This window comes from Rhizobium aethiopicum (assembly GCF_900094625.1).
Taxonomy (GTDB): Bacteria; Pseudomonadota; Alphaproteobacteria; order Rhizobiales; family Rhizobiaceae; genus Rhizobium; species Rhizobium aethiopicum.
Window position 1 is genome coordinate 26,982 of the sequence record NZ_FMAJ01000019.1, and the last position, 20,711, is coordinate 47,692.

Consider the following 20,711-nt stretch of genomic DNA (forward strand, 5'->3'; position numbering starts at 1 on the left):
TTTTGGTCCTGCCAGGCTCGCGCTGCCCGCAACGGCTTTGCCGTCCTTCACTTCGTTGCGGCCCTGCGGGTGCTGGCCGCACTTGCAGCCTGGCTTTTGGACCGCCGTAGCAGGTCGCGATGGCCGCGACCTCGAACGGAGGTTCAGAGATGAACAGGCAGCAATCCAATCAACGATCCGATATCTACAGCCGCATCACCACCAAGATCATCGCCGATCTCAAACAGGGCGTCCGTCCATGGACCAAGCCATGGACGACGGGAGGCTGGACAGCCGAGGTCAGCCGGCCACTGCGCCACAATGGCCAACCCTACACCGGCATCAATGCTCTGCTCCTCTGGTCTGAAGCCATCGCCCGCGGCTTTGCATCACCAAGGTGGATGACGTTTCGCCAGGCAATCGAGCTCGGCGGCGCCGTCCGCAGGGGCGAAACCGGCACGACCGTCGTCTTCGCCAGCTCTTTCATCCGCGCCGAGACGACGGAGACAGGCGCCGAAATCGAACGCGACATCCCCTTCCTCAAAACCTACACCGTGTTCAACACCGACCAGATCACCGGCCTTGATGGCCTTGCCCATTCCATCGCGCCTGACCAGGATTGGATGAGCCGCATCGGTGCTGCCGGCCGCTTCTTTGCCAATACCGGCGCCCTGATCCGCCATGGAGGATCGGCGGCCTATTATGCTGCTGCCCGTGACTACATCCAGATGCCGTGCTTCGACGCCTTCCGGGACGATGCATCCTATGTCGCCGTTCTCAGTCACGAGATGACGCACTGGACCGCTGCACCGCGAAGGCTCGATCGGGATCTCAGCCGCTATGCGAAAGACAGGAGCGAACGCGCCCGCGAAGAGCTCATTGCCTTATCTTGACAGTCTGCACTAACTCTTGGCTTCATGCTCAGGTTGATGCACTCGCTGACGGAGGCGCTTTCCAGGCCGGACGCAGCGCTCCCAAATAGCTGGCGGAGGCCGGCCTGGAGAGTGCCGGGCAAGTTGAACTCCTTCGTTGATTCTGGGCTCCCCGGATGGGGGTCCGGGGGAAGGTTGAGCAACTTGTGGACAATGTAATCGCAGCTTTGAGTATCACCATTCAGGAGCGCAGATCATCGGCGGGGCTTGATGCCTATGTCCCGATGATCCTCTGCGATGGGGCGCTATACGATCCTGATCTGGATCGCTTTTTCCGCGACCTCCCTCTCAACGGCGTTCGCTCCCGCCATTCTCTTCGTGCCTATGGCTACGACGTTCTCGTCTGGGTTCGTTTTCTTTCGGAAGCCTGCGCGAAGACGATATGGCAAGCCGACCGGCATGATGTTCTTGCCTATCACCGCGTCCAGCGCCGCGCCGACGCTGGACAACGCATCTCCGCTGCCTCGTGGAACCGCGCCGTCGCCTGCCTCGACCGGCTATATCGCTGGGGTGTGCAGGAAGGACTGATCGCGGAAGCACCCTTCACGCATCGCTCGGTCTGGAGGCAGGGGTACGCTGGGCGGCGGTCGCAGGTGGCAGCGCGGAACGATGCCTATGAGCCCGCCGCGCGTCGAACCGACGTCAGTTTCGTCACGCTCGATGACTACCGACGGTTTCGGGACGTCGGCCTCAAAACGCTTTTGCCTGACGGCCACGTACGCCCTGGCGCCCGAGATCGCAACGGTATCCGCAATGCGCTGTTCGCCGATCTCCTGGTGACGACAGGTCTTCGGCTGGAAGAAGCATCATCCCTCTTCACCTCCGATCTCGGTTTCGGCGATCAGCGTCCGGGCCGTCAGGTCTGGCTGGATTTGGCGGATGCCCAGACCAAGGGTGATCGCGGTCGACAGATCCTCGTTCCCGCTCGACTGCTCCAGCAGGTGCGCGCCTATGTCGGTGTCGAACGTGCTCATGCCGTCACGAAGTTCCAGCAACGCTCTGCGTGGCGGTCGATCGACCGACCGATCTTCGTTCATCGGGATCGGCATGCTGCCCGGCTGCGGTTGCTTGATGGCGGCGATATCGCACTCGACCTGCTCGATCCGGAGGAACGCGGTCGGATCATTGTCTGCGACAGCGACGGCACGCCGAGCGAACCGGCGATATTATGGCTTTCGGAGATCGGCTTACCGGTGCAGCCGAACTCCTGGGAAGTCGCTTTCGCCCGTGCCTCCAGCCGGTGCAGATCCTTCGGTTTCGATATCAGCATCAGCCCGCACCAACTCCGTCACACCTTCGCCGTTCACATGCTGGCGATGCTCATTCAGCATCGCCTCCGCGATGCTGCCTTGCCTGCCGGGCCGATGGAGGGATATCGGCAAGTTCTTGGCGATCCTCTCCAGCAGGTGCAACGGCTTCTGGGCCATGCCAGCCTGACGACAACATATATTTACCTGGACCACATCGCGACGCGCTCCGATACCGTCGATGCGGCTGTCGAAGAACTCCTGGGACTGCTCCCCTCGGAGGCCACGCTATGAGGGGGCGCCCACGCAAGGGAACTGCGGTTCGTTTTGCGCCAGCCGATGGCGTTGTTCTTCCACACGCCAGCGATCCGGTGCTGGGTCTGCGCTTCAACATCGAGGCGCGGTATGGCGGGTCCGTCGAAGTTGATCTTGTCGGCGAGCATCCTAGACCCTTCGCCCTCGCGTTTGCAGGGGCTCTGCGCCGGCAGTCCGAGCTTGGTGGTCCGCTCGGCGCGCGGAGCACGATCAAGCAACACCTCCAGGCCTATCTCCGCTTTTTCGCATATCTGCGCGAGCATTCCACGGTAAAGACGCCCGCCGATCTGCGCGCAGATGATATCGATGGGTATGAGGATTTCCTCGCATTCGTCGGGATGACCCCGATCCACCGACACACTGTTCTCGCCAAAGCCATCCTCGCCCTGCGCTCGATAGACGCCGACCAGCCAAGGCTTCTGGATGAAGGTGTTCGTCGTCGCCTCAGCTACACTAGCTCACAATCCGCCGGCCGATCCCGACCGCGTGATGCCTATAGCCCGTTCGTTGCAAGGCAGCTTCGCGACGCTGCCCGTGGCGATATCGCCAGGATATTCCGGCGGATCGGGAAGCCGCTGGATGAAGACGACAACTATCCCAACCTTCGCAGAGTGACCGACGAGGCCAATGCCCGGATCGTCGCGTCCGGCAGGCTCAGCAGCGCAGACCCCGCCTTCAAAAGCCTCTATTTCATGAGGCTGCGGCGTGGTCTTCCGGTCTCGACCCTGGCCGAGGATCTACATGCAGGTTTCCATCTGCGTGCAATGGATATTCCTCCTCTGCTGACCTTCCTGTCACTGGAGACCGGCCTTGAGATCGAGTGCTGCAAGGCATTGACGGTCGACTGCCTTCAGAATCCCGGACCCGGCACGATCGAGATCGCCTATGTGAAGCGGCGGGCCCGCGGCGCTGAGCACAAGCACATCCGCGTCCGTGACGGTGGGATCGGAACACCGGGCGGTCTGATCCGCAAGCTGATCGAGGCAACGGCATTCACACGGCAGTTCGTGCCGAGCGAGAATCTTTGGCTCTATTATTATACCGGGCCTACGCAGCTCCGGGCGGGTATCGAGCATCCACATGAGCTCGTCGACCGATGGACCGCAGGCCATGGGATCGTCGATGACAATGGTGAACCTCTTCGTCTCGTTCTTTCCAGGCTGCGCAAGACCCACAAGGCGCTCTGGTATCTGAAGACCGAGGGTCATATGACCCGTTTCGCAGTCGGACATACGCCGGAGATCGCCGCTCGCCACTACGCGGATATCCCCTCGCTGCGACCGCTGCACGAAGCCACCATTGCCGAGGCATTCTCAGAAGTCGCGGCCGCTGCAGGTCCGATCGTTGTGGCGCCCGCCCGGGAAGATTCCTGGCGGCAATGCGATGCGACGCCGGAAGCGCGCGAGAACCGAGACGGTATCCTCAGTGGCGAGCAGGACGTTTGGCTGGCGGCATGCTCCGGGTTTGACCGCAGCCCGTTCGGAGACTCAGGCGAGCCTTGCCCGCAACCGTTCTGGGGCTGTCTCGAATGCCGTAACGCTGTCATCACCGCGCGCAAGCTGCCGGCTATCGTCGCGTTCCTGCGGTTTATCGAAGAGCAGCGGGCGGGTCTCTCCGCGGCGGATTGGGCCATGAAGTTTGGGCGTGCCCATGCTCGCATTGCCGGGCAGGTTCTGCCGGCATTCCCCGACAGTGTGGTTGCCGCAGCCCGTCGCGAGGCAGAAGTGCATCCCCTCTATCTCCCTCCGGAGGCCCGCCAATGAGGGGACTATCGTCAGCAGCCCGGCAACACGATCTGCGCCCGGTTCTCGCGACCGCTCCGTTGAAGCCTGGTTTCGATCGGGACGCTCTGTCGCGCTACAGTGATCCGAGCTGGGATCTCGGCCCGGCCGTGTTTCGGGAGAGCGCCCGTCGCTGTCATGTCACCGTGCATCTCGGGTCTGTCGGGGATACGAGCGTCCGCGAGGCGTTGCGCGAACTCCTCTATGCCCGGCTGAACGTCGATCTGCCGGGTCACCGCAAGATACTTCCTCCCGGCAGTGTCCGGCAGGCGTTCAACCGAGCGCGGCGCTTCTTCGATTTCGTGCGTGATGAACTCGGTGCTGTCGATCTTCACCTGGTCGATCAGCCACTCCTGGACCGATATGCCCGCCATCTCAGTGCCGATCGGGCCCGTCGGCCCGTCATTGTCGCGCAATTACTGGAAGTACCTGCCGATCTCTTCCTTTATCGCGACCATCTGCCCTCCGGAGGACTGCGGTTTCAACCTTGGTCCGGAAGATCACCTGCGCGTGTCGCGGGCTATCGTCACATCTGCGAGAACCGAACGCCGCGCATTCCCGAGACAATCATCTCACCGTTGCTGGCTTGGTCGATCCGGTATGTCACCGAGTTCGCCGCCGATATCTTCGCAGCCCGCGAGGAGATGGACCACCTCGAAGCTCACTGCACCTCACTCATCGAGCAGGACAGCGTTCTCGAACGTAATGACCGGCGGCGCCAGCAGCGTAAGCGGCTTGAGGATTATTTCGGGCGGCTGCGCAGTGAAGGTCGCGGGGTGCCGGTCTGGGGCACTGCCCATAACGGCATGTTTCTCCGGCATCCCGAGACAGGAGAGCTGTCGCCACCCGTCAACGCCCACCTGCTTCACCTGCACATCGGTATCGACACGCTGGCCGAGCCGAAGATGCACATTCAACTCACGAACGGCGCTCCACGCCAGATCAGAGCTGCGGTGCTCGAGCTCGGTGTCGAGACTGGCGGCATGGATACACCCATCTCCATTCTTCCAGAGACCGGCAAGCCCTGGCGGTCTCGCTTCGATGCCAAGACCCTGGCGGCGGAAGAGCGCATGCTGCAATCAGCGGCCTATATTCTCTGTGCTTATCTGACCGGCATGCGAGATTGCGAAGTCCAGGCGATGCAGCGTGGATGCGTTTCTCTGACGCGCAGCGACGACGGCGTGATCATGCGCCATCGCGTGCAATCCGTCGCCTATAAGGGCAAGTCTGCCCAGGGTGAACCTGCCGAGTGGGTCACCATCGAGCCCGTTGCCAGAGCTGTCGAGGTTCTGGAACGCTTGTCTTTTCGGGTCGCTTCCGCCCGCGGCCTGATGACGCTCTGGCCCGTTCTGATCGCAAGGCCTGTTTGCAAGGACCACCTCTCGGCTGAGATCGTCCGCCAGCTCAACCGATTCCGAGATCACCTCAACGACCTGTTCGGAACACCCGACGAGCCAGCGGTCCCGAGCGGACCAGGTGGACAACCCTGGCGTATTACGACGCGGCAGTTCAGACGAACGATCGCATGGCACATCGCCAATCGTCCCTTCGGCACCATCGCCGAAATGATCCAGTACAAGCATGCCTCCGTCGCCGCTTTCGAAGGATATGCCGGCTCCAGCCGTTCCGGTTTCAGGGCGGAAGTCGAGAACCAGCGTAGCCTCGGCCAGCTCGACGACCTGTTGATCTATTTCGACGAGCGGCAGGCCGGAGCCAGGCTGTCGGGGCCTGCGGCGGTGCGGATCGCGAAGACGCTCGACAGCGTATCGGATGATCTCGGGCCGCTTCCGGCCATGATCGCTGATCGCGCCCGACTGCGCACCATGCTCGCGAGCCTCGCGCGGACCCTTCATGTCGGCGTGCTGGCCGATTGCTTCTTCGATCCCGGCATGGCCATGTGCCTGAAGCAGGCCACCAACAACGACAACAAATCGCCGCTAACAGCACTTTGCCAGCCAACGCGCTGTCCAAACGCCTGCATCACCGCTCGGCACCTGCCAGCATGGAAACGTATGGCTGACGATACTCGAAGCTTGTTGAAAGAGAAAAGGCTGTCAAAATTGCAACGGGAAGTACTAAGAAGTGAGCTTGGTCGCATACAGGCAGTTCTGGAGGGAGGGGGGCAATGACAGATTATATTATCCGTGCGTCATTACACGACGAGGCGAATGAGGGGTGGGTCTGGGTCGAAGATTTCCCGTCCCGAAGTTTGATAAAAATAATCCATCAGACAAATGATCGGAGCGTCGTTTGTCAGACCAGAAAGTTCGATAAGAACTTCTTGGATCGCTACAATGCCGAGGGTGCTGGCCGTATAGAGATCAACGAGCTGAAGCAAAACACCATCGTGATGTCTGGGTGGTATCGAGATGCCTTGGGAGGCTTTGGCACTACCGACAAGGATAACGAAACTGGCAAGGTAACACTCAATTTATGCCCGCTCGGGTGCTGGAAACCCTGGTACCAGATGCGTGCTGCGTCACATCATCCAGATATCGTCGTGAGGTTAGGGGTTCGTCTCGGTGCTATAGGAATCTGGGCGGGATTACTTAGCATTTGGCTGGGTCTGCTATCAATCGTTCAGCCCGGCGGATGTGCCAAACCGATAGCAGGGGTCAGCGGTCTTGTCGTGCTGCTCCTAGCGGGCTTCTTCCTAGTTGCTGCATGCTGGCCACCGAACACATCGCCAAGAGGCCGCCATGAGTGAACGAATTGCAATCCTCGGATGGGGCTCTTTGCTATGGGACGGGCGCCCAGATTTCGATAATTGGCATGGGCCGTGGCAATTCGACGGGCCGGTCTTGAAGATCGAGTTCTCACGTATTTCGTCGTCTCGCCTCGGAGCATTGACGCTTGTGCTGGATCCGATGAATGGCTCCGATAACCAGGTTGCCTATTGTCAAAGCTTGAGAAGTGACCTGTCGGAGGCTGTGGAGGATCTCCGCATCCGAGAAGGCACAAGCCTTGCCAATATTGGTTATATCCATCGGGATGGCCGCACACGATCGCGAGATGATGGGTCGGGCTCCATAATTAACGCTTGGGCGGTCACGAGAGCGTTCGATGCCGTCGTCTGGACCAATTTGCAGAGCAATTTCACGCAGAAGACCGGCAAGCCGTTTTCAATATCCGCTGCTGCGGAGCACATTCGATCGATTTCAGAAGATGGGCGCCGCGCGACGCTCGAATATGTCGCCAAGGCTCCAGATTTCATTGACACCCCTTTTCGCCGGTACTGCGCCACGTCCTGAACATCGTATTTTTCGGTTGACTGTCAGGATATATCGCCGAACTCGGCAGCTGCTTTCTCTGCGCCGATCTTGGTATCGTCCCCGAGCTCGAACCACGCCCCGACCATGCAAGCTATCTCGATGACTGGCTCAAGGTTCTCGGCAGCGACAAGCGTGCCATCTTTTCAGCGGCAGCTCATGCCCAGCGCGCGGTCGACTATCTGCATGACTTGCAGCCGGACCTCAACGAGGAGGAGGCGGCGTGAGCCGTCTCCTTCTTAGCCACCCGGACGCCGCCCACTGCCGCGACCCGACGGCCGCAAGCTCCTATCCCGCGAACCGGCGTCTAAAATCGTCAGGCATTGACCTCGCGCAGCTAGTGGGGCGTGTTCACCGGCATATTGAAGTGACGCGCGAAGTATTCCGACGGCGTCGTCATGCGGCCCGTGGTGAGAACCAGCGCATCCCCTCGACCGTCGATGCTGAAAATCACGCGACTGTGCAGGCTTGCAACCTCCTCCGGCAGATCCTCCCTTAGCATCGCGATGGCGGAAGCCATCGTCCGCCGAGGGCGAACGAGAACGATGTCCCGCGCGAACGAGTCGTCGTGCGTAGCATCGAGAGAAGCGTTGATGACAGCGGGTCGTCGGATGATCTATTTGGAACTAGCAAAAAATATTGCTTTGATAAATTTGCGCTGACAGCTTTGGCCGCGGCCTCAACACGAGCGGGTGCCTGCAGCCGCTGGCGCGCATTGGAAAGATGGAGGCGGACGGTTTGAATGGATAAGTTTCAGTCTCCTATGGATAGCACCGTCACTATCGCCGTCGGATAAAAGCTGCAAACAACGTCTTTCCTGTTTCGTCAGATCCTGCCTGGGATTAGCGATCTCTCCGTCCAAACGCGTTGGACCCGTTCATGAAATCTGTTTTCGCTTGGCGCGTAATGCCGGATAGACACTGGAGAGCCAACCATCGGCGCCCTCACCGGTAGGTCATGTTCCAGCCGAGTTCGCCGGTGCGCAACGCGCTCCATATGCTGAGCGGCGACGGAGATAGGGAACGCACGGGCGGGGGCAGTCGGTCCCGCCTCCCTTGACGGCCGCTATGCTGAGGCTCCTGCGGCTGCCCTTGTTCCGCCCTTAGCGTGGCGAGAATTCCCGAAATCCGCCTCACGGCGCCGCTATGCTGATTTCTCCGATACTCTTCATTGTTTGATTGCAACCCGCCTGCGGACGGGTTGCCTGATCGTCCCTGATGACTACCGGCAGCCATGCGATCGGGCTGGCGGATGATTCGCATCTCACTCCATTAAAGCCGAAGATCAGTCAGTTTAACCCCGCCTCCTGGCTGGCGCGGAAAGAGCTCAGCTTGCTCAGGAGGTCCTGAGAGATCTCGAATTGCCGCGCCGTCCCCCGGCCCATGGCGTTCTTCCCCATCGTCTCCACCAGCATTCCCCGCTTTACCAAAAGGTCGACCGTCTCCTTCACACCGCTGCGTGTTAGCTCGGTAATCTCAATTATATTAGAGAGGGTTAGCTTCTGATGGGCCTGAGTCATCGTATAGAGGATCGTCATCATGCCGATCTGCTTCAGCCTCGCCTGCGGGGTCTCGTCCTCCAGCGGATGGTCGAGGATCTCATGGAGAATGAGTCCCGAGAAGGCAAGGTTGTGCCATTGCGTTTTAATCGCGCTTGTCATGTCATTTAACTATGTTATATACGACAGTATAAACGCGGGCAGGCAGATTGAGTCTCCCGAAACGCAATAGGGCGCCATCGTCTCGAAGGATCCTGTTCATGAAAAGCCTTCTCCTGAATTCACTGCTTACGGTCTGCTTCGTTGCGCCACCCTATCTTATTTTCGGCAGTAACGCGCGGGCCGAGGATTGGGGATGCCAGGTTATCCTATGCCTTTCCAATCCCGGCGGGCCGACGCAATATGCAGAATGCCGGCCGCCGATCCAGAAGCTGTGGCGGGAGCTTGCCGAGGGGCACTCATTCCCGACCTGTAGCGGCGTCGGTTTTCAGAGTTCGCGGCCTGGCTATGAGCCCTATTATTGCGATGCGGGGTACAAGCTCACGACTGATAGCGGTCGCGGCGGTCGGCAAGCAACCTGCGTATCGACATCGCCGCAGCCGGTCAGCAACAGCCTCTGCTGGGATGGGAACGACTATACTTCCCGCGACAATTCGGTCCTGTCGCCACATTGGCAGCGCGTGGACGGGCACCGCCAGTGCATGGGCTATCCGATAACGCGCCCGAATGTGCGATCGCAGCCGCGCTATGTCGATGTCACCATCGACGGCGCCGGTAAACAGCGCGTTTGGTATTGACCGATGGGTGCTGCATTCGTCGAAATCGCGCAAACCTGTGCGCCGATGGTTCAGGTGCAGACGCTGGCCGGCGTTGTCAGCCTCGAGAGCCGGTTTCAGCCCTTCGCCATCCGCATCAACACGGGCCCGCCGCTGGCCACCCAACCCGCATCGAAGGCCGAAGCGATCGAGGTTGCCACGTCCCTGATTGGCGATCGCCAGGATATCCAGATCGGCCTTGGCGGCATTGGCATCGAGCACCTTCAGAAACTGAATCTATCCGTCGCCGACGCCTTCGATCCCTGCCGGAACCTCAAGGCCACGGCCACGCTTCTCGACGGATACTACCGCGCCGCATTACGCGCGGGGGATCCGGCTCAGGCCGAAAGGGTGATGCTCCAGTCCTATTATGGCCGCGATGATCCATCCCTCGGCGCCATGGTCAAATATGACGAGCAGGTACGCCAGGAAGCAAAGCAGTTATCGCCGACGCTTGCCTCGCTCACCATTGGCGAACGCGGTGACCAGGCCGGGGCTGGCGGGCAGCCACAGGATGAGGTGGTACCAGCACTTCCCGAACCGCCTTTACAACCCTCCCAAACCGTCGAGGCCGCATCCTGGGATGTGTTCAGCTCAGGGCGGCAATCCTCGATTCTCGTTTTCCAGAATGATCGATCGGAGCAAAGTGAATGATCTCCAAAGCCAGTCTTCGCCCCCTTGCCTCATCCACGCTGATGGCGGCCGCCATTGTCATCTGCCTGGTCGAGCCAGCCTTCGCCCAGGCCGCCGGCATCGAAACCGTGCTGCAGAACATCGTCGACATGCTGACCGGCAATATCGCCCGTCTGCTGGCGGTCATCGCCGTCATCATCATCTGCATTGCCTGGATGTTTGGCTACATGGATTTGAGGCGAGCCGGCTTTTGGATTATCGGGATCGGCGGCATTTTCGGCGCCACCGAGCTGGTCAACACCATCGTCGGGAATTGAGCGCTATGGTGAGCATTCCGAGTCTCGAAGACGACACGTTGTTTCTCGCCTGCACGCGCCCGGCAATGATCGCGGGTGTGACGATGGAGGCGATGGGCGTCAACATCATGCTGACGACCATCCTTTACATCACCGCGGGATCAATCGCCTACGCGCTGGTCGGCATCGTCTTCCATGTCTTGTTTCGCGCGCTCGTCAAGCACGACCACAATATGTTTCGGATCCTGATTGCGTGGATCGAAACCCGTGGCCGCTCCCGCAATGCCTCCTATTGGGGCGGCGCCACGCTCTCGCCTCTGACGCTCACCCGGCGTTATGACGAAAGGGATCTCAGCTTTGTCTAACATTGCGACGCTCCGGTCGCGCGAGCTCGGGCCGGAGACCTTCATTCCTTATGTCAGGCATGTCGACGAGACGACCATTGCGCTCGAATCCCGAGCGTTGATGACGATGATCGCTCTCGACGGCGTTTCTTTCGAGACATCAGACGTCAGGGACCTCAACGGCCTGCACCGAAGCCTGAACACGCTCTATCGCAATATCGCCGACGAGCGGCTGGCGCTCTGGACGCATGTCGTGCGCCGCCGCGACAATGCCTATCCCGAGGGACGCTTCGCCAATCCCTTCTCCGACGGTTTGAACGCGAGATATCGGGAGCGGATGGTGAGGGAAGACCTGTTTCGCAACGATCTCTACCTCACCCTTGTCTGGCATCCCGGCCGGGATCCTGCCGAAAAGGCGGCCAAGCTTCTCTCCCGACTGCGCAAGGCCCGCCGATCCGATACAGAGCTCGACGGGCAGGCTCTGAAGCATCTGCGTGACCGTGTGGCGGATGTCGTCGCCGGCCTGCAGCGCTTCGAGCCGCGGCTGCTCACCCTCCACGAACATGACGGGATCCTTTTCTCCGAGTCGAGCGAAGTGCTCCACCAGATCATCGGCGGCCGGCGGGAACCGATTCCGTTGACGGAGGGACGAATTTCTTCGGCGATTTATTCCGACCGGGTCATTTTCGGGCGCGAGACCGTCGAGATCCGTCACGAGGCCGACAGCCGCTATGCCGGCATGTTCGGCTTTAAGGAATATCCGGCGACCACGCGCAGCGGCATGCTCGATGCTATCCTGACCGCACCTTTCGAGCTCATCCTGACGCAGTCCTTCGCCTTCACCTCAAAGCCCGATGCTCGAACAATCATGGGCCGCAAGCAGAACCAGATGGTCAGCGCCGGCGACAAGGCGGCTTCGCAGATCGAGGAACTCGGCGAGGCGATGGACGATCTCGAATCCAATCGCTTCGTCCTCGGAGAGCATCACCTTGCGCTTGCCGTCTTCGCGCCCTCGGTCAAGGAACTGACCGATCACATGGCGAAGGCGCGCGCCTACCTCACCAGCGGCGGCGCGGTCGTCGCCCGCGAGGATCTCGGCCTCGAGGCCGCTTGGTGGGCGCAATTGCCGGGCAATTTCCGCTATCGGGCGCGCTCGGGCGCGCTCACGTCGCGCAACTTTGCAGCCCTTGCTCCCTATCATTCCTATCCGGCGGGTAAGAAGGACGGCAACGAGTGGGGACCGGCGGTCGCCATGCTCAAGACCGCCTCGGGTTCGCCCTTTTATTTCAATTTCCATCACGGCGACCTCGGCAACACTTTCGTCTGCGGCCCGTCGGGTGCGGGCAAGACGGTGCTGTTGAACTTCATGCTGTCGCAGCTCGAAAAGCACGATCCGCATATGGTCTTTTTCGACAAGGACCGCGGCGCGGATCTCTTCGTACGCGCGGCCGGCGGCACCTATCTGCCGCTGAGGAATGGTGTCGCCACCGGCTGCGCGCCGTTGAAAGCACTGGAATTCACTGCGGAAAACAAAATATTCCTCACCGGTTGGATCGCCAAGCTGGTCCGATCCGGATCTGGCGAACTATCGATCACCGAGTTGCGCGACATCGCCTCGGCGGTCGACGGGGTGGCGGACCTGCCGGTGGAGCGTCGCTCCATCGGCGCCCTGCGCACCTTCCTCAACAACACCGATCCCGAGGGCATTGCCGCACGTCTGCGACGCTGGGAGAGGGGCGGGCCGCTTGGTTGGGTCTTCGACAACGAAGCCGACGATATCGGCATTGGCGCCAGGTTCATCGGCTACAACATGACCGATTTCCTCGACAACGAGGAAATCCGCACGCCGTTGATGGCTTACCTGTTCTATCGCATCGAGCAACTGATAGACGGGCGTCGCATCATCATCGTCATCGACGAGTTCTGGAAGGCGCTGCAGGACGAAGGCTTTCGTGATCTCGCCCAGAACAAGCTCAAGACGATCCGCAAGCAGAACGGTCTCATGCTGTTTGCGACCCAGAGCCCGCGCGACGCCATCGTATCGCCGATCGCCCACACGATCATCGAGCAGTGCCCGACCCAGATCTTTCTTCCGAACCCGCGCGGCGACCGCGCCGACTATGTCGACGGCTTCAAGCTGACTGAGCGCGAATTCGAGCTCGTCTCACGCGAACTCTCCGTCGAAACCCGCCGGTTCATCGTCAAGCAGGGGCACAACAGCGTTGTCGCCGAGCTGAACCTCAACGGCTTCGACGACGAACTTGCCATCCTCTCCGGCCGGACGGCCAATGTCGAGCTTGCCGATACTATCCGTTTGGAGATCGGCGAGGGACGGGAGGATTGGCTTGCCGTGTTTCATCAGAGGAGGAAGACAGGATGATCCGAACAGGAACGATGCGGCCATTGTTCGTATCGGCCGCTCTTTTAGCGTCGGCGATGCTGGCGTCGGCCCAGGGCATCCCGGTCATCGATCAGACATCGATCGCCAAGCAGATCGAGAGCATCACGCAGCTGAAGTCCCAGCTCGACGCCTTGAACCAGCAGCTCCAGCAAGCCCAGCAGCTCTACGGCTCGCTGAACAAGATCACCAACATGGCCGACGTCGCCAACCTGCTGAACGATCCGTCGATCCGCGAGGCGCTTCCCCAGGACTTCAACGCGATCGAGGGCCTGTTCCAAGGTTCCGGCAGCGGCGTCTTCGGCAGTTCCGCTTCGAAATTCCGCCAGGACAACTCCAGCTATCGCACCGATGCCGATGATTTCTATGCGCAGGAACTGTCGCGCATCCAGAACCAGAACGCCGGGCAGATGAGCCTCGGCCAGCAGATCTACGATGCGGCGACCAAGCGCATCGACGGCATCGATGAGCTTCGCCAGAAAATCTCCAGTGCTGCCGACGCCAAGGACATCGCCGATCTGCAGGCCCGCCTCCAGGCCGAGACCGCCTTCCTGCAAACCGATGTCCTGCGCATGCAGGGCCTGCAGATGGTCCAGCAGGCCCAGGTGCAGGTCGACGACCAACGCAAGGCCGAGGACTGGCGCAAGCGCATGGACACGATGGGAGCGGCGCTCAAATGAGGTGGTTTCTTTCCGGCACGGCCATGCTTTTTCTGGCGGCCTGCTCCCCACAGGCGGATAAGATTTACACCGTCGATGAGCTTATGGCCGACGATGCTCTGCTCGCTAGGATTATCGGCGAATGCCGTAACAATCCCGGAGAACTCCGCGATACGCCCAATTGCCGCAACGCCGAGGCCGCCGACGGCAAGCTGCGGCTGGAGCGGATGGGCAAATCGTTGGGAGGCTGACGATGTATCAGGTCTTCAGCTTCGTCGATGGGCAGTTCAAGGCACCGCTCGAGAACTTCATTTCCTCCGGCACGTCAAATATTGCCAGCTGGGTCAGCGGCCCGCTGACGGCGGCACTCACGCTCTATGTCGTGCTCTACGGCTATCTCGTTCTGCGCGGCTCCGTGCAGGAACCGATACTCGAATTCGCCTTCCGCGCAATGAAGCTCGCCATCATCGTCATGCTGGTGAGGAATGCCGGCGACTATCAGACCTACGTCACCAATATCTTTTTCGATGCGCTGCCGCGCGAAATCTCGCAGGCGCTGAACTCCGGCACGGCGCCGAGCGCATCGACCTTCGACAGCCTGCTCGATAAGGGCCAGAAATGCGCCTATGAGATCTGGTCGCGCGCCTCCTGGCCGGTCGATATCGTCACCGGCATCGGCGGCATGATGGTCATCGGTGCGAGCTTCATCGTGGCCGCGATCGGCTATATCGTTTCGCTCTATGCCCGGCTGGCGCTCGCCATCGTTCTGGCCATCGGACCGATCTTCGTCGCGCTTGCGATGTTCCAGTCGACCCGCCGGTTCACCGAATCCTGGATCGGCCAGCTCGTCAATTTCGTCATCCTTCAGGTTCTGGTCGTTGCCATCGGTTCGCTGCTGATCACTTGCATCGACACGACGTTTGCGGCGATCGAAGGCTATAGCGACGTCCTGATGCGGCCGATCGCGCTCTGCGCCATCTGCCTTGCCGCTCTTTATGTCTTCTACCAACTGCCCGGCATTGCTTCAGCTCTTGCGGCGGGCGGGGCGTCGCTCACCTATGGCTACGGCGCTGCCCGCGATGCGCACGAAAGCACGCTCTCCTGGGCGACATCCCACACAGTCAGAGCGGTCGGCCGCGGCGCGCGTTCCGTCGGCCGCCGCCTGACGCCAGGCCGGACCGAATGACGCCCCCAACGCTTCAGATAATCGAACAGGTTTTTTTGGATGCTCCGTATCGTTTTATCGCTTTTGCTGACCGCTGGTCTCGTAGGCTGCGGTTCGATTTCCCACCCGCTGCCCAAATGTGACGGTTATTCCCGCCGGCCGCTGAACCGCGCCATGTGGCAGTGGGAGGATGGCGGAGGTAGGCAGCAGCCGACGACCGGGGCTGTTCCCGCGGAGCCGACCAGTCACGCGGCCGCCTATGTGCCGGAACCATCTTCAGCCACACCGGCCGCTTTCGCGCATTTCGATGTCGCGGGCTCCTACCGTCCATGCGAGGGCGAATGACATGGTGACCACGAATAACCTCAAAAGTTACTTCGACAAAGCCCGCCGGTTCGATCAGGACCGGATGATCCAGGTCGAGCGTTCCGCCCGCATCGCCTGGTTCGTCGCTGCTTGCGCCGGCACGGTTGCTGCCGTTTCCGTCTTTGCCGTTGCCGGCCTCACTCCTTTGAAAACCGTCGAGCCCTTCGTCGTGCGGGTCGATAATTCCACCGGTATCGTCGATGTGGTCTCGGCGCTGACATCCACCGCCGGCACCTACGACGAGGCCGTCACCAAATATTTCGCGGCCAAATATGTCCGCGCCCGCGAGGGCTACGTCTGGAGCGAGGGCGAGGAGAATTTCCGCACCGTCGCCTTGCTGTCGACGCAGCCGGAACAGACTCGATTTGCCGCAGTCTACCGCGGCAGCAATCCCGATTCCCCGCAGAACATTTATGGCCGCAGCGCCACGTCGCGGATCAACATTGTTTCCATCTCGCTGATCAACGCCAATGTGGCATCCGTCCGCTATATGAGGACCGTGAGCCGCGGTGACGAGGTGCGCACCACGCACTGGGTTACGACCCTGACCTTCTCCTATGCCAACGCTCCGATGTCCTCGACCGACCGGTTGACCAATCCGCTCGGCTTCGTCGTCAGCGAATATCGCGCCGATCCGGAGGCCATCAATTGAGACCGCACTTTCTCCTTCCGCTCATCCTGGCCACCGGGTTTTCGTCTGCAGCGCTCGCCCTCGAGACGCCGCGCGGCGCCGCGCAGGACAGCCGCATCCGTTTCGTCGTCTACCAGCCCTATAACATCACCAAAGTCGTCGGCACACTGCGGTCTTCGGTGCAAATCGAATTCGCCGCCGACGAGGAAGTCGCTCATGTGGCGCTTGGCAACAGCGTTGCTTGGGAAGTGGCGCCGGCCGGCAACATCCTGTTCCTGAAGCCCAGGGAAAATCAGCCGGTGACGAATATCTCGGTCGTGACGACACGACGGGACGGCTCGACCCGCAGCTATCAGATGGAACTCACCGTTCGCGACGGCAGCGTCGAAGCCGGGCAGAACACCTATTTCTATGTGAAATACCGCTATCCCGCTGATGAGGCGGAGCGGCGCCGCCAGGAAGCAGCTGCGCGCGCGCAGGCGGCACAGGCCGGCGAGGCCGATCGCGTGCTTGCCCTTCACGAAGCTTATGGACCGCGCAACTGGCGTTATTCGGCGCAAGGGACCCAGGCGCTCGAACCGCAAACGGTCTATGACAACGGCAAGGTCACCACCTTCACCTTTGCCGGCAACCAGGAAATGCCGGCGATCTATATGGAAAATTCCGACGGCAGCGAAAGCCTGGTTCCGAAGTCAGTCGACGGCAATCTCGTCCTCGTTCACGCGATCAGCCGCAAGTTCATACTGCGCCGTGGCGGCGACGGGCTTTGCGTCTTCAACGAAGCCTACGATCGCGTCGGCACCAATCCCGAGACCAACACGACGTCACCATCGGTCGAGCGCGTCGTCAAAGTGCCGCCCGGCGCGGCGCAATAGGAGGTGACATGGCCGAGGAAGAGATTACCCAGATTCCGGGCGAGCGCGCCGAGACGTCGGCCGGTGGCCGGCTCGACAATAACCCGATCCTCAAACGCGGCGCTATCGCCTTGGCGATCGTCGTCTTTGTCGCCTTCGCTCTCTGGTCGATGCGAGGCCAGGACAAACCGTCAGACGGTGCCCAGCCGGAGCGGGTGGTCATCCGGCAGACATCGGATTTCGAACCGGCCAAGGAACCGGTCCAGCCTGTAGCGCCTCTTCCGCAGGTCCAACTGCCGACGCCCGCTGTCACAGAACAAGCGCCCACGGACGACGATAAGCTGCTCGACGCTGCCCGGCGTGCGCCGGTCATCGCCTATGGCGGCGAGAAATCGCCGGCGACGCGGCGGCAGGATCAGGATGCGGCGACGGATCAGGCTTCGAACTACGTGCCGCTCGGCGCCAATCCCGGTGGCTTCGCCTCGCAGGGCGAAAACGAAGATCAGCGCTTCAACCGCTTGCTGACGCCGACGCAATTGCAGGGATCGCGTGCAGGGACGTTGGGCAATCGCGATTTCATCGTCGCAATGGGGACATCCATTCCTTGCGTTCTCGAGACCGCGCTCTCCTCCGATCAGCCGGGGTTCACGAGCTGCGTCATCAACCGGGACGTTCTTTCAGATAACGGCCGCGTTGTGCTGATGGAAAAAGGTACGCAGGTCGTCGGCGAATATCGCGGCGGCATTCGCCGCGGGCAAAAGCGCGTGTTCGTTCTCTGGAACCGGGCGAAGACGCCGAAAGGCGTGATCATCACGCTGGCATCGCCGGCAACCGATGCGCTTGGCCGGGCGGGCATCGACGGCTATGTGGACACCCATTGGTGGGAGCGTTTTGGCAGCGCAATGCTCCTGTCGATCGTCGGTGATGCCAGTTCCTATGCCAGCAGCCGGCTGCAGGACAGCGACGTCGAAGCGCAAAACACCACCAGTGCCGGTCAGCAGGCCGCGGCGATCGCCGTCGAGCAGTCGATCAACATTCCCCCGACCCTGATGAAACATCAGGGCGAGCTCGTTTCGATCTTCGTGGCGCGCGATCTCGATTTCTCCAGCGTCTATCGGCTTCGCGTGACGGAGCCCCGCAATCGCGTCTATGACCGCGCCGTGCTTGGGGATTTCAGCCCCTCCTCGAAGCTCGTGACAAAATAGGTTCTGCATGACTGAAGCTGCCGACGCCGGCGTCGTGCGCGAACTGCTTTCGCCACTATCACGCTTCCTACGCGACAAGACGCTCTATGAGGTCATCGTCAACCGGCCGGGACAGGTCGTCACAGAGGGTAGGGACGGATGGCAGACCTATGAGATGCCCGAACTTTCTTTCGACCGGCTGATGCGTCTCGCCCGCTCCGTCGCGAGCTTCTCCAATCAGTCGATCGACGAGACGCGACCGATCCTGTCGGCGACCTTGCCGGACGATGAGCGAATTCAGATCGTCATCCCGCCGGCAACGACGAAGGGAACCGTCAGCATCACCATCCGTAAGCCATCCTCCGTGTCGTTGACCCTGGAGGATCTCGATCATGGGGGATTGTTCGCCGATGTTGTGCCGGCCCAAGACGACGGGCGACGATCAGACCATAGGCTGTTGGAATACTATCGCATCGGTGCCTACAAGGCGTTTCTCCGGGAGGCGGTGTTTGCAAGAAAGAACATCATCATCTCCGGCGCCACCGGGTCGGGAAAAACAACTCTATCGAAAGCGCTGATCCGCCACATTCCGCAAAGCGAGCGGATTATTTCGATCGAAGACACTCCGGAACTGGTGGTCCCGCAGCCCAACCACGTTCGACTGTTCTATTCCAAAGGCGGCCAGGGATTGTCTAAAGTCGATGCGAAGGATCTGCTGGAATCCTGCTTGCGCATGCGGCCCGACCGCATCCTACTTCAGGAGCTGCGGGACGGCACGGCCTTCTACTACATCCGCAATGTCAACTCCGGCCATCCTGGCTCCATCACCACGGTCCATGCCGACTCGGCCCGCCTCGCCTTTGAGCAGCTGACTTTGCTGGTCAAGGAGTCGGAGGGAGGTGCGGACCTCGAACGGCACGACATCCGCGAGATGTTGACGATCGCGGTCGACATCATCATCCAATGCAAGCGGATCGACGGCCGGTTTCGGGTGAGCGAGATCTACTATCGAGACGCCGCGACTGACCTCGGCCGCTCTTCGTCGGATCGAGCTTAACGGGTTGCGTCCGGGCCTCTAACGATTCTGTCGGTCTCGACCGTCAGTCCAATTGTGCGGCCTTCTCACGCAGGACCACTGAAAACGCGCGGAGCCCCTGATGGTCCAGTGCATCAATGAATTCGTCAACCGCCGGCACCGTCTTGCGTAAATTCAACCGGGCGCGCCTGATGCTGTCGATCAATGCGCTCGAAAAGATGGAATGGAGGCCCACGAGGAAATTGTCTGGCGATACGCAGGCCACCCCATGAGGCCGAAGGTCCGCGGCTGGAAATCTTTGAGATTCCACGTGACAATCACAGAAGCCTTTCCGGCGATGGCTGCAGCTAAAACATGACGATCATCCGGATCCGGTAGCGAGAGGTCGGGGATGAGAAATTGGTGGTTACCGACATCTGCATCGGGCAAAACCTCTTTCATCCGATCACGGGTCGCTTCCAGACGTGAGATGGGTATCTCGGGGGAGCCGATGGCCAGATTGCGAATCCACTCGGCGTGGATGTCGTCGGTCCAGCGTGCGTCGACGAGACCGTCGAAGCCACATTGGACCAAGACATTGCGCAAATGGAAAGGGTAGAGGACGCAGGCATCATAGACCGCGACAGGCGGCTTAGAGGCCATGATTGACGATGAGATCCTCTGTGTCCTCGGCCAGCGCGTCGAGGCTTTTCTGGCGAGCATCGAGCTTGGCCTTGAGCGCGAGAACATCCTTCAATTTGGCTCGGCGGTGCTTGCCGACATAGCGGAAGGGCAGATCGCCGCGATCCATGCGCAGCACCACGAGAGGACGTGAGATGCCGAGGATGGTGGAGGCGTCGGTCGGGCTCAATTCCTGATCTTCCGTGAGCACGGCAACACGCTTGCCGCGCAACAGATGATCGAGGAGTGCTTCGACAGGCGCGAGAGCCGAGGCTGGGAGAGAAAGGGTTTGAAGTTGTCCACTTTGACGGCGAATCCGTAGTTCCAGTTGGTCGCCCTCCGCCAGATTTGGCATAGGCGCGACGGCCTTGCGGTCGCGATCCGACAATTTGGTAAATTGAAGAACATGGCTGGTCATGGCGAACACCTCTGACCATGTATATAGGGCAAGTCGCTCATAACTGCAATAACTGAAATATCTTCCCCTTCCATCTCCGATTTCTGGGTGCCATAGGAGCGCGCGGCGAACGAGCTCGACCCGCCAACTTCAAGCGTGGGTTACCGCCAACGGCAAGCGCTCCGCTTTCGATGTGATCGTGCAATGCAAAAGGGCCGCCTCTGGGCCGATTTGACCGGGATATAGCTTCAC

General features: G+C 60.6%; 23 protein-coding genes and 2 pseudogenes. 20 read left to right on the plus strand and 5 right to left on the minus strand.

Annotation, left to right across the window (positions count from 1 at the left end; genetic code table 11):
• Positions 1-149: 149 nt before the first annotated feature.
• The 7 genes and pseudogenes from GA0061105_RS27345 to GA0061105_RS27375 all read left to right on the plus strand — a co-directional run.
• A pseudogene (locus tag GA0061105_RS27345) lies at positions 150-863 on the plus strand (ArdC family protein); the annotation flags it as partial.
• A gap of 164 nt (positions 864-1,027) precedes the next feature.
• The gene (locus tag GA0061105_RS27350) at positions 1,028-2,452 is read left to right on the plus strand and encodes a tyrosine-type recombinase/integrase (RefSeq protein WP_077991331.1); all 1,425 of its coding nucleotides are present in this window, start codon (positions 1,028-1,030) and stop codon (positions 2,450-2,452) included.
• Complete coding sequence (locus tag GA0061105_RS27355) at positions 2,449-4,236, plus strand: hypothetical protein (RefSeq protein ID WP_077991333.1); 1,788 nt, start codon at positions 2,449-2,451, stop codon at positions 4,234-4,236. The genes GA0061105_RS27350 and GA0061105_RS27355 overlap by 4 nt, the downstream gene beginning before the upstream one ends.
• Positions 4,237-4,442: 206 nt before the next feature.
• Positions 4,443-6,383 carry an integrase gene (locus GA0061105_RS27360; protein WP_425348782.1) on the plus strand — a complete coding sequence of 647 codons (1,941 nt, stop codon included), beginning with the start codon at positions 4,443-4,445 and terminating at the stop codon, positions 6,381-6,383.
• Positions 6,380-6,961 carry a hypothetical protein gene (locus GA0061105_RS27365; RefSeq protein WP_077991337.1) on the plus strand — a complete coding sequence of 194 codons (582 nt, stop codon included), beginning with the start codon at positions 6,380-6,382 and terminating at the stop codon, positions 6,959-6,961. Before GA0061105_RS27360 ends, GA0061105_RS27365 begins: the two co-directional genes overlap by 4 nt.
• A complete protein-coding gene (locus tag GA0061105_RS27370) occupies positions 6,954-7,505 on the plus strand; it encodes a hypothetical protein (protein WP_077991339.1) in 552 nt (183 codons plus the stop codon). The genes GA0061105_RS27365 and GA0061105_RS27370 overlap by 8 nt, the downstream gene beginning before the upstream one ends.
• A gap of 32 nt (positions 7,506-7,537) precedes the next feature.
• A pseudogene (locus GA0061105_RS27375) lies at positions 7,538-7,750 on the plus strand (zincin-like metallopeptidase domain-containing protein); the annotation flags it as partial.
• Positions 7,751-7,860: 110 nt separating this feature from the next.
• On the opposite strand, the gene GA0061105_RS27380 reads toward GA0061105_RS27375, so the two are convergent.
• Positions 7,861-8,043, minus strand: a complete 183-nt coding sequence (locus tag GA0061105_RS27380) for a hypothetical protein (protein ID WP_016737443.1) — start codon at positions 8,041-8,043, stop codon at positions 7,861-7,863.
• Positions 8,044-8,811: 768 nt separating this feature from the next.
• Positions 8,812-9,183 (minus strand): hypothetical protein, encoded by a 372-nt coding sequence (locus GA0061105_RS27385; RefSeq protein ID WP_004673403.1) that lies wholly within the window; start codon positions 9,181-9,183, stop codon positions 8,812-8,814.
• Between the two features lie 98 nt (positions 9,184-9,281).
• On the opposite strand from GA0061105_RS27385, the gene GA0061105_RS27390 reads away from it, so the two are divergent.
• From GA0061105_RS27390 to virB11, 13 genes are read left to right on the plus strand one after another with little or no spacing between them, the layout of a single operon-like run.
• A complete protein-coding gene (locus GA0061105_RS27390) occupies positions 9,282-9,818 on the plus strand; it encodes a hypothetical protein (RefSeq protein WP_077991342.1) in 537 nt (178 codons plus the stop codon).
• 3 nt (positions 9,819-9,821) lie between these two features.
• On the plus strand, positions 9,822-10,490 hold the full coding sequence (locus GA0061105_RS27395) for a lysozyme family protein (protein WP_077991344.1): 669 nt from the start codon (positions 9,822-9,824) through the stop codon (positions 10,488-10,490).
• Positions 10,487-10,786, plus strand: a complete 300-nt coding sequence (locus GA0061105_RS27400) for a TrbC/VirB2 family protein (RefSeq protein ID WP_077991346.1) — start codon at positions 10,487-10,489, stop codon at positions 10,784-10,786. Before GA0061105_RS27395 ends, GA0061105_RS27400 begins: the two co-directional genes overlap by 4 nt.
• A gap of 5 nt (positions 10,787-10,791) precedes the next feature.
• A complete protein-coding gene (locus tag GA0061105_RS27405) occupies positions 10,792-11,130 on the plus strand; it encodes a VirB3 family type IV secretion system protein (protein WP_077991347.1) in 339 nt (112 codons plus the stop codon).
• A complete protein-coding gene (locus GA0061105_RS27410) occupies positions 11,123-13,489 on the plus strand; it encodes a VirB4 family type IV secretion/conjugal transfer ATPase (protein WP_077991348.1) in 2,367 nt (788 codons plus the stop codon). Before GA0061105_RS27405 ends, GA0061105_RS27410 begins: the two co-directional genes overlap by 8 nt.
• The gene (gene virB5, locus GA0061105_RS27415; RefSeq protein ID WP_077991351.1) at positions 13,486-14,187 is read left to right on the plus strand and encodes a P-type DNA transfer protein VirB5; all 702 of its coding nucleotides are present in this window, start codon (positions 13,486-13,488) and stop codon (positions 14,185-14,187) included. The genes GA0061105_RS27410 and virB5 overlap by 4 nt, the downstream gene beginning before the upstream one ends.
• Positions 14,184-14,417 (plus strand): EexN family lipoprotein, encoded by a 234-nt coding sequence (locus GA0061105_RS27420; RefSeq protein ID WP_007636178.1) that lies wholly within the window; start codon positions 14,184-14,186, stop codon positions 14,415-14,417. Before virB5 ends, GA0061105_RS27420 begins: the two co-directional genes overlap by 4 nt.
• A 2-nt stretch (positions 14,418-14,419) precedes the next feature.
• Complete coding sequence (locus GA0061105_RS27425) at positions 14,420-15,352, plus strand: TrbL/VirB6 family protein (protein ID WP_077991353.1); 933 nt, start codon at positions 14,420-14,422, stop codon at positions 15,350-15,352.
• 39 nt (positions 15,353-15,391) lie between these two features.
• A complete protein-coding gene (locus GA0061105_RS27430) occupies positions 15,392-15,676 on the plus strand; it encodes a hypothetical protein (protein ID WP_077991355.1) in 285 nt (94 codons plus the stop codon).
• Between the two features lies 1 nt (position 15,677).
• Entirely contained in the window at positions 15,678-16,349 is a 672-nt protein-coding gene (locus GA0061105_RS27435) for a VirB8 family type IV secretion system protein (protein WP_077991356.1), read from the plus strand.
• Positions 16,346-17,203 carry a P-type conjugative transfer protein VirB9 gene (gene virB9, locus GA0061105_RS27440; RefSeq protein WP_077991357.1) on the plus strand — a complete coding sequence of 286 codons (858 nt, stop codon included), beginning with the start codon at positions 16,346-16,348 and terminating at the stop codon, positions 17,201-17,203. The genes GA0061105_RS27435 and virB9 overlap by 4 nt, the downstream gene beginning before the upstream one ends.
• A gap of 8 nt (positions 17,204-17,211) precedes the next feature.
• Complete coding sequence (gene virB10 / locus GA0061105_RS27445) at positions 17,212-18,387, plus strand: type IV secretion system protein VirB10 (protein WP_077991358.1); 1,176 nt, start codon at positions 17,212-17,214, stop codon at positions 18,385-18,387.
• Positions 18,388-18,394: 7 nt separating this feature from the next.
• Complete coding sequence (virB11, locus tag GA0061105_RS27450; protein ID WP_077991360.1) at positions 18,395-19,423, plus strand: P-type DNA transfer ATPase VirB11; 1,029 nt, start codon at positions 18,395-18,397, stop codon at positions 19,421-19,423.
• 43 nt (positions 19,424-19,466) lie between these two features.
• On the opposite strand, the gene GA0061105_RS34195 is transcribed toward virB11, so the two are convergent.
• Genes GA0061105_RS34195 through GA0061105_RS27460 form a run of 3 tightly spaced genes read right to left on the minus strand, consistent with a single transcriptional unit; the run spans position 19,467 to position 20,480 of the window.
• A complete protein-coding gene (locus GA0061105_RS34195; RefSeq protein WP_483434109.1) occupies positions 19,467-19,712 on the minus strand; it encodes a VapC50 family PIN domain-containing toxin in 246 nt (81 codons plus the stop codon).
• Positions 19,604-20,044 carry a PIN domain-containing protein gene (locus GA0061105_RS27455; protein ID WP_245304432.1) on the minus strand — a complete coding sequence of 147 codons (441 nt, stop codon included), beginning with the start codon at positions 20,042-20,044 and terminating at the stop codon, positions 19,604-19,606. Before GA0061105_RS27455 ends, GA0061105_RS34195 begins: the two co-directional genes overlap by 109 nt.
• Positions 20,034-20,480 carry a MerR family transcriptional regulator gene (locus tag GA0061105_RS27460; protein ID WP_077991362.1) on the minus strand — a complete coding sequence of 149 codons (447 nt, stop codon included), beginning with the start codon at positions 20,478-20,480 and terminating at the stop codon, positions 20,034-20,036. Before GA0061105_RS27460 ends, GA0061105_RS27455 begins: the two co-directional genes overlap by 11 nt.
• Positions 20,481-20,711: the final 231 nt, after the last annotated feature.